This window comes from Oceanisphaera psychrotolerans (genome assembly GCF_001870485.1).
Lineage (GTDB): Bacteria > Pseudomonadota > Gammaproteobacteria > Enterobacterales > Aeromonadaceae > Oceanimonas > Oceanimonas psychrotolerans.
In genome coordinates this window covers 315,547-327,685 of sequence record NZ_MDKE01000011.1, presented here as the reverse complement: position 1 = coordinate 327,685, position 12,139 = coordinate 315,547, and the positions used below count along the sequence as shown (strand labels likewise).

At 58.5% G+C, this 12,139-nt stretch carries 12 protein-coding genes; 9 read left to right on the top strand and 3 right to left on the bottom strand.

The annotated features are described in order from the left end of the window. Positions 1-16 precede the first annotated feature (16 nt). Positions 17-364, top strand: coding sequence for a DMT family transporter (locus BFR47_RS05680; protein ID WP_071472158.1), 348 nt, complete (start codon positions 17-19; stop codon positions 362-364). A 102-nt stretch (positions 365-466) separates the two neighbouring features. Here the strand turns inward: BFR47_RS05680 and BFR47_RS05675 are convergent, their stop codons facing one another. Both BFR47_RS05675 and BFR47_RS05670 read right to left on the bottom strand, forming a co-directional pair. Beyond that, the gene (locus BFR47_RS05675; RefSeq protein WP_071472157.1) at positions 467-1,111 is read right to left on the bottom strand and encodes a B3/B4 domain-containing protein; all 645 of its coding nucleotides are present in this window, start codon (positions 1,109-1,111) and stop codon (positions 467-469) included. Between the two features lie 542 nt (positions 1,112-1,653). Then, positions 1,654-3,054, bottom strand: coding sequence for a uracil-xanthine permease family protein (locus tag BFR47_RS05670; RefSeq protein ID WP_071472156.1), 1,401 nt, complete (start codon positions 3,052-3,054; stop codon positions 1,654-1,656). 385 nt (positions 3,055-3,439) lie between these two features. Between BFR47_RS05670 and BFR47_RS05665 the strand changes: the two genes are divergently transcribed. Beyond that, positions 3,440-4,480, top strand: coding sequence for a sterol desaturase family protein (locus tag BFR47_RS05665; protein ID WP_071472155.1), 1,041 nt, complete (start codon positions 3,440-3,442; stop codon positions 4,478-4,480). A gap of 63 nt (positions 4,481-4,543) precedes the next feature. Beyond that, complete coding sequence (locus tag BFR47_RS05660; protein ID WP_071472154.1) at positions 4,544-4,903, top strand: YacL family protein; 360 nt, start codon at positions 4,544-4,546, stop codon at positions 4,901-4,903. Here the strand turns inward: BFR47_RS05660 and arfB are convergent. Continuing rightward, positions 4,900-5,316, bottom strand: a complete 417-nt coding sequence (arfB, locus tag BFR47_RS05655) for an alternative ribosome rescue aminoacyl-tRNA hydrolase ArfB (protein ID WP_071472153.1) — start codon at positions 5,314-5,316, stop codon at positions 4,900-4,902. The genes BFR47_RS05660 and arfB overlap by 4 nt on opposite strands. A gap of 176 nt (positions 5,317-5,492) precedes the next feature. On the opposite strand from arfB, the gene BFR47_RS05650 reads away from it, so the two are divergent. From BFR47_RS05650 to BFR47_RS05625, 6 genes are all read left to right on the top strand, one after another. Further along, positions 5,493-5,831, top strand: a complete 339-nt coding sequence (locus tag BFR47_RS05650) for a P-II family nitrogen regulator (RefSeq protein WP_071472152.1) — start codon at positions 5,493-5,495, stop codon at positions 5,829-5,831. Between the two features lie 15 nt (positions 5,832-5,846). Further along, complete coding sequence (locus tag BFR47_RS05645; RefSeq protein ID WP_071472151.1) at positions 5,847-7,073, top strand: ammonium transporter; 1,227 nt, start codon at positions 5,847-5,849, stop codon at positions 7,071-7,073. 223 nt (positions 7,074-7,296) lie between these two features. After that, complete coding sequence (locus BFR47_RS05640) at positions 7,297-8,310, top strand: Fe(3+) ABC transporter substrate-binding protein (protein ID WP_071472150.1); 1,014 nt, start codon at positions 7,297-7,299, stop codon at positions 8,308-8,310. A 35-nt stretch (positions 8,311-8,345) separates the two neighbouring features. After that, entirely contained in the window at positions 8,346-9,968 is a 1,623-nt protein-coding gene (locus BFR47_RS05635; protein WP_071472149.1) for an ABC transporter permease, read from the top strand. Next, positions 9,968-11,029: an ABC transporter ATP-binding protein gene (locus tag BFR47_RS05630; RefSeq protein ID WP_071472148.1), complete on the top strand. Its 1,062-nt coding sequence runs from the start codon at positions 9,968-9,970 to the stop codon at positions 11,027-11,029. Before BFR47_RS05635 ends, BFR47_RS05630 begins: the two co-directional genes overlap by 1 nt. Before the next feature lie 104 nt (positions 11,030-11,133). Continuing rightward, a complete protein-coding gene (locus tag BFR47_RS05625; protein WP_071472147.1) occupies positions 11,134-12,048 on the top strand; it encodes a Dyp-type peroxidase in 915 nt (304 codons plus the stop codon). The last annotated feature ends 91 nt before the right edge of the window (positions 12,049-12,139 follow it).

Below are 12,139 nucleotides of genomic sequence, written 5' to 3'. Positions count from 1 at the left end.
TAGGGGAGACGCTTATATGTTCAATGGCTTGGGGGCAGGCTGGTGGTTCCTGCTGGGGGCCGGCATCAGTGAAATCTGCTACGCCGCCGTGATCCCGAAAACCCAGGGGTTTACCCGGTTGTGGCCGACCCTATACTGTGCCTTTTTTATCTGTCTCAGCATGTATCTGCTGGCGCAGGCCGTGCGTACCCTGCCGGTGGGCACGGCCTATGCGGTGTGGGTGGGAATCGGCGCTGTGGGCACGGCGGTGTATGGCATGCTGTTTCTGGGGGAGGCCGCCAATGCCGGCAGACTGGCCTGTCTGATGCTGATCATTGCCGGCGTGGTCGGGCTCAAGCTGGTCGGTGGCACCGAACTGGCGTGAGCGCCGGCAACCTTTGATGGGTTCAGACTGAAGCGGAGCGGTGACTGGATGCCTGCTGTTCGGTATTGCCGCGGGGGGAATCGCTAGTGCATCCTGTACCCGTCAGGCTATCTTGCGACGCTGGCAATATCGCTGCAGATCCTGTTTCAGGCCGGCGGCGATGTCCTGCAGGTAGCTGTCGGAGGTCTGGGCATGGCCCTGCACGATAAACAGTGCCGCCCGGGTATGGGCCTGCAGGGCGGTGGCGGCGGCCTGGCGATACTCCATTCGACACAGTACCTGATCTCCGCCATCGAAGTAGCCATATTCACCGGCAGGGAGCGGCCTGGCCTGTGCACTGCCCAGGGCCATAAATTCCTCGCCACCGCGGCTCATATCCAGCCTGACCGGTAGTTGTAACTGCTGCAGATCGTGGGCACCAATGGACAGGCCGCTGTTCAGCGACCATTGGTTGTAGAGATCCACCAGCGGCGAAATTGCCTGCAGCTGTCCCTTGCGTTCGAACTGCTGGTACAGGGCCAGGGGCGAGGGTGGAAAACGTTTGATCGATCGGCCGACCTGCTGACGGAGCTCGATAAAGCCCTGCTGCATGGCCAGGGCATGCTGCGCATCGAACTGTGCTCTCAGGCTGCTCAGCTGCTGCTGCAGGGCGTCGTCGAGCCGTTGGTTATCGAGATCATGGCAGGTAAAGGCGAGGGCCTTGATGCCCCATTGAGACGGCGTTGCTAGCCGAAATATCGATGTCATGGTGATACTCCTTCAGAGATAAGGTGCGCGATACATCCGTATCGCGCAGATCAGGCAGAATTCAGCCAGAGTGGGTTCCTGTTCCATAGGTTCAATCCTCATGTCTTTGATATGTTATGAGCTGAAGCGAGTGCTGGAATGTCCATATTAGGAAATATTTATAGTTATAAAAATTTCTCTACAAGAATGTGCAAACCCTGTGCCTGATGAGGAGATTGATTATTTTTCAATGATTTACTGTTTTTGAGGTGGCTTCCATAGTGTTCCCCTGCCCGGCGTGAGGGCAGAACTTGTTTTCTATGCACCATGATGGCGCCGGAGGGGCTGCGAAGAGGAGCGAGGGGGCGACGGGTGAGGCTGGCCGCGGATGAATGCGATACCCGGAAAAGAGCGGTGACTGGTTCGCCGATGTGTTCTTTATATGATGGATGTTGATCGTGGCTGGATGACTGACCAAAAGAGGCTGCCACTCAGTCTGGCAGCCCCGGTTCGGACTAATGGACCGGAGTTTACCGGTCCTGCAAGCGGGGTAAGCCGCCGGTTCAGCTGGCCTGCTCGAGCTGTTGCTCTTCAGTGTCTGCCTGCGGATGGCTCAGCGGCATGATGATGTTCATCAGGATGGCGGTGATACCACCGGCGGCGATGCCGGAAGAGAACACGTTCTTGATGAGTTCCGGCATGAATTGCAGGATATCCGGACGCTGGGAGATGCCCAGGCCCATGCCGAAGGAGATGGCCATGATAAACAGGGCGCGACGATCCAGGCGCTCGCGTGACAGGATGCGTACTCCGGCGGCGGCGATGGAGCCGAACATCACCAGGGTGGCACCGCCCAGCACCGGCTCGGGAATGCGCTGCACCATGGTGCTGACCGCGGGAAACAGCCCCATGAGCACCAGAATGCCGGCCACGAAAAAGCCGACATGACGGCTGGCGACGCCGGTCATCTGGATCACGCCGTTGTTCTGGCTGAAGGTCGAGACCGGAAAGGTGTTGAAAATTGATGCCAGCGAGGAGTTGACGCCATCACCCAGCACACAGCCCTTGATACGACTCATGTAGACCGGGCCAGATACCGGCTCGCCGGACACTTCCGAGGTGGCGGTGGTATCACCGATGCCTTCCAGCGCCGTGATCAGATACACCAGTACCAGCGGAATAAACAGCGAAGCGTCGAAGCCCAGACCGTATTGCAGCGGGATGGGGAAGGTCATGGGGGGCAGGTTGCCTTCCAGCGGCGCCAGTTTGCCCATGTACCAGGCCAGCAGGGTGCCGGTGACCATGGCCACCAGAATGGACGACAGTCGGATATACGGGTTTCGGCTGCGGTTCATCACGATGATGATGCCCAGCACGGTGCCGGCCAGCGCCAGGTTGTCGAGTGCCCCGAAGGTGCCGCCGGAGATGGCGCCGAAACCGCCGCCGATGGACGTCAGGCCCAGCTGGATCAGGGTCAGGCCAATCAGGGTAACGATAATGCCGCTGACCAGCGGTGAAATGATACGACGGGCCAGATGCAGAAAGCGCGAGAGGATCATCTCGGTGGGGGCGGCCAGCAGGGCGGTGCCGAAAATGGCCGCCAGCATGGCTTCGGTGGTGACGCCACCGTCTTTCATGGCCAGGCCGCTGGCGATGATGGGACCGAGAAAGTTGAAACTGGTGCCCTGAATCGACAACAGGCCGGTGCCGACGGGACCGACGCGTTTCATCTGGATAAAGGAAGCCACCCCGGTAATGAACAGTGACATGCTGATGATCTGGGCGGTGTCGGCGGCGGGAATACCCAGAGTCTGGCAGATGATCAGCGGCGGCGTGATCACCGCCACGAACAGCGCCAGCAGGTGCTGGATGGCGGCGAACAGGGACTGCACGAAGGGCGGTTTGTCGTGCAGTTTGTAGACCAGTTCCTGTTGGTTGGTCTGATGGTGCGGGTCATGACTCATGGTATCTGCGTTCCATTATTGTATACAGTTTATTGGAATTTCGGCTTGTTATTTTTATTGTCGGCCTGTCTGTCGGGTCAGTTATTCTTTATGTGAAGAATTTTTATCTGCATATTTAAAATATGACCGGATATTCCCTCTGTTTGAGAGCGGCGGCATAGGATACTGGAGATAAATACCTCAGGCCAGTTTACCCTGAACAGAATGGGCATGATTTTATTGTGAACAGTGTTGTTGATGGTTCAGGTCGTTTCAGGGGAGGAGGGGCGCACCGGCAACAAGCATTTGTCGTGTTTGTAATAGTGTTGCGAATGGTTTTCTTTTAGAATCCCGTGCGGTTGGGTGTCGTGGATGCCGGACCGGACCAATCGTGCGGAGAGGGATAATGGAACTGTTTGATGGGCTGCTTACCTGGGTGCATTTGTTCCTGCTGGAACCGTTGAGCAGCAGGCTGGTTGGCGTATTCGATCTCAATGGCCGTTTTTCGGTGGTCTTTATCGGTATCTCCTACCTGGCGGCGCTGTTGCTCTATCGGTTGCGGCTGCAGGATGGCACCACGACCGCCACCAGCTACTGGCGCTTTATCGGTGGTCGTGAGGTGTGGCTGCACCCATCGGCCTTGCTGGACCATCAGTACTATCTGTTGCGCGGGGTGCTCAAGTTGCTGTTTGTGCTGCCGGTGGTGGGGCTGGTGGACCCCTTTATCTGGGAATCCCGGGACTATGTGGGCTTCTTCGAACGGGTCTGGGGGGAACGGCCGCGCCTGGGCGAAAACATGGGGCTGATGATGCTCTATGGTCTGGGGTTGTTCCTGGTGGCGGACTGTGTGCATTACTGGGTGCACCGGGCCTTTCACTGTCGATGGCTATGGGAGTTTCACAAGGTACATCATTCGGCGGAGGTAATGGTGCCGGCCACCGCCAGCCGTATCCATGTGGTGGAAAAGGTGGTGGAGAAGCTGGTCAAGGGGGGGGTTATCGGTGCCTACGCGGGAGCTTTTTACTACCTCTGTGGCGGCAGCGTCAGCAAATACACCCTGTTCGGTTCCAGCTACCTGGTACTGACCTTCAACTCCCTGGCCGCCAACCTGCGGCATACCCATATCTGGCTGTCGTTCGGCCCGGTTGTCGAGCATGTGATCAACAGTCCGGCCCAGCACCAGATCCATCACAGCAACGACCCCAAACATTTCAACCGGAATTTCGGCACCAACCTGTCGGTCTGGGACTGGATGTTCGGCACCCTCTATGTCACCGGCTGGCAGCCGGAGCCGTTGACCTTTGGTGCAGGCAAGCCGGAAAACAACCGTTATCGCAGCCTGTGGGCGCTGGTCTTTCTGCCCTTTATCCTGACGTTCAGCCGGTTACGGGATCGTTTTCGGTTGCGACTGGTCGGTCGGCGGCCGCCGCTGGATCCGGCTGGCTGAAACAGTCCTGTTCAGTGCCGGCTCGCGGGAGTAGAATCGCCAGCTTTATTGTCGGAGGTGCCTGTGGAGTTTGAGTTTTTTCGGGATTTGAATGGCCATCACCGGGCCCGTTTTACCATGGGGCATGAGGTGATGGGCCAGTGGCTGACCGATGAAGTCAGCATTGCCGAGGCGACGGCATTGCTCGCGACCATCAAGACCCTCGAAGCGGGTGAAGCGCAGGAGTTCAAGAAGAACTACCCCGAATGTACCTTGCTGCTGACCCGGGAAGAGGCGGAGCTCAGTGCTCATGCCCTGGCCTTCGATACCGACGAGATGGAAGACGGCATGGCCTATTATGATGACGAGCTGTATGCCGGCTGCGGCCTGGACGACCTGGTCCGGGTGTTGGAGCAATGGCGGGACTTCTGCAGTAATCGTTAAAGCTTTACCTTCCCCCGTCCGCTCTTGATTTTTCCTCTGTGGGTCTTGCTGTCGGCCCGTTTGCGTTTGGCGGCCTTGCTCGGCTTGGTGGCCCGGCGAACCTTCACCGGCTTGCCGGCTTCCTGCAGCAGGGCGATTAACGCCTCTTTGGCGGTTTCCTTGTTCATCAGCTGGCTGCGATGGCTCTCGCTGCGGATCATGATCCAGCCCGATGCCAGTATCCGGTTGTCCTTCATTTGCCGCAGCGCCGCCTTGTAGCTGTCGGGCAGGCTGGGGCTGTTGACGTAGTCGAAACGCAGCTGCACCGCCGAGTCGGTTTTGTTCACGTGCTGGCCACCCGGACCGCTGGCGCGCATGGTAATAAATTCCAGTTCCTGCTCGGGGATCTGCACCCGGGCCGATAGAGATAGCATCGTGACTCCATTGCACCGTCTTGGTGCTTTTAGTGTATCTACTGCACCAACATCATATCATGCCTTCGAAAATCATCCGGCATTATCGGCTAATATATTGAAAGTTAAAGAATAAAAAAAGATGGCACGAAGCTTGTTTGTCTATTGATCAATCCAGACACACAAGGAAGATTGCCATGAAAATGATTTGCGCCATTATCAAACCCTTCAAGCTCGATGACGTGCGTTCGGCACTGGCTCATGTCGGCATCGATGGCATGACGGTATCGGAAGTCAAAGGGTTCGGTCGTCAGAAGGGACACACCGAACTGTATCGCGGGGCCGAATACACCGTGGACTTTCTGCCCAAGATCAAGCTGGAGATCGCCACCCAGAGCGATCAGGTAGAACTGGTGATCGAAGCGATTACCGAAACCGCCTATACCGGCAAGATCGGCGACGGCAAGATTTTTGTTTATGACCTGCAGCAGACGGTGCGTATCCGTACCGGCGAGCGGGACATGGAAGCGATTTAAGCGAGGGAATGGATGATGGATACATTGACCGAAATGAAGTTTGCCCTGGACACCTTTTATTTTCTGATGTCCGGTGTGCTGGTGATGTGGATGGCGGCGGGTTTCGCCATGCTGGAGGCGGGCCTGGTGCGCGCCAAGAACACCACCGAAATACTGACCAAGAATATTCTGCTGTTTGCCATCGCCTGTACCATGTACCTGCTGGTGGGTTACAACATCATGTACGTGGACAATGCCGAAGGCGGCTGGCTGCCGAGCCTGGGCGCCCTGATCGGCAGCCAGGCCGATGGTGCCGACCATGCGCTGGAATCCGATTTCTTCTTCCAGGTGGTGTTTGTGGCGACCGCCATGTCCATCGTGTCCGGTGCGGTAGCCGAGCGGATGAAGCTGTGGGCCTTCCTGGCGTTCTCGGTGGTACTGACAGCCTTCATCTACCCGCTGGAAGGTTACTGGACCTGGGGTGGCGGTTTCCTGTCTGAGTGGGGCTTCACCGACTTCGCCGGCTCCGGCATCGTGCACATGGCTGGCGCTGCTGCCGCCCTGGCCGGTGTGCTGCTGCTGGGTGCCCGTAAAGGCAAATACGGCAAGGACGGTTCCATTCATCCGATCCCCGGCTCCAACATGCCGCTGGCGACCCTGGGTACCTTTATCCTGTGGATGGGCTGGTTCGGTTTCAACGGTGGTTCCCAGTTGCTGCTGTCCGATGTGGAAAACTCGACCGCTGTGGCCAAGATTTTCGTTAACACCAATGCCGCCGCTGCCGCCGGTGCCATCGGCGCCCTACTGGTAACCAAGATGACCTGGGGCAAGGCCGATCTGACCATGGTACTGAATGGCGCCCTGGCCGGTCTGGTGGCCATTACCGCCGACCCGCTGTCGCCCAGTCACCTGTGGGGCGCTTCCATCGGTCTGCTGTCGGGCGTGCTGGTGGTGTATGCCATCATCTCTCTGGACAAGCTGCGTATCGATGATCCTGTCGGTGCCATCTCGGTGCATGGCGTGTGCGGTATCTTCGGTCTGCTGCTGGTACCGGTGGCCAATGCCGATGCCACACTGTGGGCACAGCTGGCCGGTATCCTGGTGATCGGTGGCTGGGTATTCAGTGCCAGCCTGCTGGTCTGGTATGTGCTGAAGCAGGTCATGGGTATTCGTGTCAGCGAAGACGAAGAGCAGTCCGGTATGGACATGATCGACTGCGGTGTCGATGCCTATCCCGAGTTCGTGAGCCTGAAGCGGAGCTGAGCCTCTCGCGGATAACACTGTCGCGTATTGTGAAGAGAGAGCCTGGGCTCTCTCTTTTTTATGGGTGAACCGATCCGGCTCAAAAAAAGTGCGGCAGCCTCTGGTATCGTATTGCAGATGAAAATTTTTATTATTTAGATGTCGGTTGCTTGTTGATTCCGAGTCGCGTCTAGGTATACTCCTGAACAGTAACTATTCTCACTCAACTAAATGGATCTGGATGATGTCTAACAAATTTTTCCTGTCGGCGGCGGCGTTGCTGGTGACCAGCTTCACCAGCCAGGCCTTGGCCGAAGAAGTCAATGTTTACTCCAATCGCCAGGACTTTCTGATCAAGCCGATCATCGACACCTTTACCAAAGAAACCGGTATCGACGTCAATGTCGTCTTCATCAAGGATGGTATGGGTGAGCGTCTGCAGCGTGAAGGGCGTCTGTCACCGGCCGATCTGGTACTGACCGTCGACGTCAGCCGACTGATGGATGTGGTCGACAAGGATCTGACCCAGTCCGTTGACAGCAAGGTGCTGGAAGAGAACATTCCGGCCCAGTACCGTGATGCAGACGGAAAATGGTTTGCCCTGACCACCCGGGCCCGTGCCATCTACAGCTCGGTAGAGCGGGTTGGCAAGCGTGACGACATTACCTATGAAGAGCTGGCCGATCCCAAGTACAAGGGCAAGATCTGTACCCGCAGCGGCAAGCACCCTTACAACGTGGCACTGACGGCCTCCATGATTGACGAGCACGGTGCAGAGTACACCAAGACCTGGCTGGAAGGTCTCAAGGCCAACCTGGCACGCAAGCCTCAGGGCGGTGACCGGGATCAGGTCAAGGCCATCAAGGACGGCGTCTGTGACTATGCGCTGGGCAACAGCTACTACTACGGCGTGATGCTGACCGATGACAAGCAGCGTGAGTGGGCGGAGTCTGCCTATATCAACTTCCCCAATCAGAATGATCGCGGCACTCACGTCAACATCTCCGCCGTGGCGCTGACCAAGCATGCCAAGAACAAGGATGCGGCGGTTCAGCTGATGGAATTCCTGTCCGGTGACGAAGCGCAGCACCTGTACGCCTCTGCCAACCACGAGTATCCGGTCAAGCCCGGCGTGGAGCCGTCCGAGCTGGTGAAGGGCTGGGGTGACTTCAAGTCTGACCCGCGTCCGCTGACCGATGTGGCAAAACATGCCAAACAGGCGGTGCAACTGGTGGACGAAGTCCAATACGATCTGTAAAAAGACGGGGGTCTGTCCCCCGTTTTGAGCTGTAGATGAAAAGACCTGGTTGGACGGTCGGCAGTTGGGCCCTGGCTCTGTTGCTGACCTTGCCTGTGATGGCATTGATTTATGAAGCACTGTTACCCGCAGAAGATCTCTTTCGTCATCTGTGGGGCACGGTGCTTTCTGCGTATATCGGCAATACCTTCTGGCTGGTGCTGCTGGTCATGGTCTTCAGCCTGTTGTGCGGGGTGCCCGCCGCCTGGTTGATGGCGATGTGTGAACTCCCCGGCAAGCGCTGGCTGCAGTGGGCACTGATCCTGCCGCTGGCCATGCCTTCCTATATTGTTGCCTTCGTTTATACCGACCTGCTGGACTTTTCCGGCCCGGTGCAAGCCGCATTGCGACAGTGGTTTGGCTGGCAGTCGTCCGCCGATTATTATTTTCCGCCTATCCGTACCCTCGGCGGCGCCGCCCTGATGCTGGGGCTGGTGTTGTATCCCTATGTCTACCTGCTGGCGCGCACCGCCTTTCTGGAGCAGTCCACCAGTCTGATCCAGTCCAGCCGTCTGCTGGGCTGCACCCCCTGGCAGAGTTTCAAACGCGTCAGTTTGCCGCTGGCGCGGCCCTCCATCGCGGTGGGGCTGTCGCTGGTAGCGATGGAAACCCTGGCCGATTTCGGTACCGTCAACTTCTTTGCGGTCAACACCCTGACCACGGCGGTCTACGATACCTGGCTGGGCTATGGCAGCCTCAATGCCGCCGCCAAGATTGCCGCCATGATGTTGTTGGTGGTGATGCTGTTGCTGAGTCTGGAACGCAGCAGTCGCAAGCGACAGCAGATGTTCCAGAAAAGCATGGGGCACGAACAGGCAATCGGTTATCGGCTCGATGGGGTGTCGAAATGGGGCGCGCTGGCGTATTGCTGGGGGCTGGTGGTGCTGGGCTTCCTGCTGCCCTTCGTCATTCTGTGTTATCACGCCATCCATTACTTCGAGCAGTCCTGGAATGCACGCTTCTTCGAGTACAGCATGAACAGCTTGGTACTGTCGGCGCTGGTAGCGGGACTGGCGCTGATGATCGCCCTGTTACTGGGCATGACCCACCGACTGACCGGCAAAACCTACACGGCGCTGCCCATGCGGCTGGCGAGCATGGGCTATGCCCTGCCGGGAACCGTGCTGGCGATTGGTGTGCTGGTGCCGCTGACCAGTCTCGATTTTGCCATCAACGATCTGGCGCTGTGGCTGGGACTGAGCGAGCCGGGCCTGTTGCTGACCGGCACCATGACCGCCATCGCCTTCGGTTATCTGGTTCGTTTCGGCGCCATGGCCATCGGGGCCGTGGAAAGCAGCCTCGGCAAGGTGTCGCCGTCGCTGGACATGGTGACCCAGACCATGGGCTATGGCCCGGGCGCCATGATGATGAAGGTGCATATGCCGCTGATCCGCAAGGGCATGCTGGCCGGCGCCCTGCTGGTGTTTATCGAATGCATGAAAGAGCTGCCGGCGGCCCTGTTGCTGCGGCCTTTCAACTTTCAGACCCTGGCGACCTATGTATATCAGTTTGTGTCCGACGAGCAACTGGAAGTGGGGGCCCTGCCCGCCATTGTCATCGTGCTGGTGGGACTGATACCGCTGATTTTCCTGAACCGATCACTGGAGCAGCATCACTGATGGCGGCACTGGATGTAAACGGCATTCGCTGTAGTTATAACGGCAAGGCCATACTGGATAACCTGTCGTTGCAGGTGGCCGAGAACGAAATCATGTGCCTGCTGGGCGCCAGCGGTTGCGGCAAGACCACGCTGCTGAAGGCGGTGGCGGGCTTGCTGCCGGTGACCCGGGGCGAGATCCATATCCACGGCCGGAAGATGAACGGCGGTGGGGTGGAAGTGGTGCCCGAGCGGCGTAACATCGGCATGATTTTTCAGGACTACGCCCTGTTTCCGCATCTGAATGTGGCGCAGAACGTGGCCTTCGGCCTGCAGAGCAAGGAAAGCAACAAGGCCCGCATCAATACGCGGGTGGCCGAGGTGCTGGAACTGGTGAATCTGGCCGAGCTGGGTGCTCGTTATCCGCATCAGCTGTCGGGTGGACAGCAGCAGCGGGTAGCCATCGCCCGAGCCATGATCTGCCAGCCCGGTCTGATGCTGCTCGACGAGCCCTTTTCCAATATCGACACCCAGGTGCGGATGCGTCTGATCGGCGAAATTCGCGCCCTGCTCAAGGGGCAGGGGATCGGTGCCATCTTCGTGACCCACAGCAAGGAAGAGGCGTTCGCCTTTTCCGACCGGCTGGCGCTGTTCCGCGCCGGTCACATCGAGCAGGTGGGGCGGCCGCAAACCCTGTATCAGCATCCGCAAAGCCGTTTTGTGGCCGATTTTCTCGGTCAGGCCAATTACGTGCCCGCCAGCGTGCTCGACAAGTGCACCCTGCTCACCGCCATGGGCCCCATCGTGAGTCAGGCGGCACTCGATGCCGCCCCCGGCACCAGTGGCCAGCTGATGTTGCGTCCGCGGCAGATTCAGCTGTCGCTCACCGAGCAGGGCAATGGCCGGGTGCTGGAGCAGCAGTTTCTCGGCACCCATACCCGCTGCGTGGTCGAGTGCCAGAACCTGCGGCTGGAAGTGAGCATCAACGAACCCTTGCCGGCGGTGAGCCAGGTCAATGTGAAGGTGGTGCCCCATGCACTGACTTTTTTCCCCGACTCCGAAGGCCAGCGCGCCGTGGCCTGACCTTGGGGACCGGGGATTCGTGACTGGGGACTCGTAAAAGCCAGTCCCCAGTCCCCGTTTTTGTCGTTATACTGGCCTCTTTCGAAGCAATGGAAGAGCAGACGATGACAGCACAAGCCGGCATTTGCGCCGAACCCAATCTTCACGCCTATTATCTGATGTTCGACATCAAGCCAGATGCTTTCGAGGCGGTTCGCGCCGCCCTTGCCGAGGTGCCCGCCTTGTGGCAGAGCCTGTGTCAGGAGTACCCGGATGCCGATTTCTCCGGCCTGGTCGCGGTAGGAAACGAGGCCTGGGATGAGCTCTACCCCGGCGCCCGGCCGGCGAAGCTGGCACCTTTTCCGGCTCAGCAGGAAGGCCAGCGCAGTGCGCCCGAAACGCCCTTCGATCTCTTTTTTCAGCTGCGGGCCGATCGGCTGGACGTGGCTTATATCGCCGTACAGCGAATCATGGCGCGGCTGGCAGGCAAGGTTGAGCTGAAAGACGAGCGCCAGGGCTTTCGCTATCTCGACAGCCGTGATCTGACCGGCTTCGTGGACGGTACCGAAAACCCTCAGGGTGAAAACCGGGCCGCCGTGGCGCTGGTGGCGGAAGGTCGCTTTGCCGACGGCAGTTATATTCATGTGCAGCGCTACAAGCACAAGATGGCCCGGTGGCAGAAGCTGGCGCTAAAGGCTCAGGAAGACATCTACGGCCGCACCAAGTCCGACAATATCGAGTACGAGTCGGCCCACAAGGCCCCGACTGCCCACACCAAGAGAACCAGTCTCAAGGATGCCGCCGGCAACAGCATGGAGATTCTGCGCCAGAGCATGCCCTGGGGCTCGGCGGCAGAGCAGGGACTGGTGTTTATTTCCTGCTGCAACACTCCCTTACATTTCAGTCGCATGCTGGAGAGCATGTTTCAGCCCGACGAAGCCGGAGCTTTCGATCATCTGACGCTGTTTACCCAGGCTGAAACCGGGGCCGCTTTCTTCGCGCCGTCGGAAGAGTGGCTGGCAACACAGGGAGATCTGTAAAAGTATCGGTGGTGAGGCGTGAAGGATGAGTAACGAGGGGGGGAAATAAACACGGCGGGTAGGGGGCTGCTTGCTGCTCTCGCCTTACCCC

Coding starts and splice junctions, on each gene's coding strand:
- BFR47_RS05670 (WP_071472156.1), bottom strand. CDS start 3,054: ATGAGTCATGACCCGCACCATCAGACCAACCAACAGGAACTGGTCTAC.
- BFR47_RS05640 (WP_071472150.1), top strand. CDS start 7,297: ATGTCTAACAAATTTTTCCTGTCGGCGGCGGCGTTGCTGGTGACCAGC.
- BFR47_RS05680 (WP_071472158.1), top strand. CDS start 17: ATGTTCAATGGCTTGGGGGCAGGCTGGTGGTTCCTGCTGGGGGCCGGC.
- BFR47_RS05645 (WP_071472151.1), top strand. CDS start 5,847: ATGGATACATTGACCGAAATGAAGTTTGCCCTGGACACCTTTTATTTT.
- arfB (WP_071472153.1), bottom strand. CDS start 5,316: ATGCTATCTCTATCGGCCCGGGTGCAGATCCCCGAGCAGGAACTGGAA.
- BFR47_RS05635 (WP_071472149.1), top strand. CDS start 8,346: ATGAAAAGACCTGGTTGGACGGTCGGCAGTTGGGCCCTGGCTCTGTTG.
- BFR47_RS05650 (WP_071472152.1), top strand. CDS start 5,493: ATGAAAATGATTTGCGCCATTATCAAACCCTTCAAGCTCGATGACGTG.
- BFR47_RS05675 (WP_071472157.1), bottom strand. CDS start 1,111: ATGACATCGATATTTCGGCTAGCAACGCCGTCTCAATGGGGCATCAAG.
- BFR47_RS05625 (WP_071472147.1), top strand. CDS start 11,134: ATGACAGCACAAGCCGGCATTTGCGCCGAACCCAATCTTCACGCCTAT.
- BFR47_RS05665 (WP_071472155.1), top strand. CDS start 3,440: ATGGAACTGTTTGATGGGCTGCTTACCTGGGTGCATTTGTTCCTGCTG.
- BFR47_RS05630 (WP_071472148.1), top strand. CDS start 9,968: ATGGCGGCACTGGATGTAAACGGCATTCGCTGTAGTTATAACGGCAAG.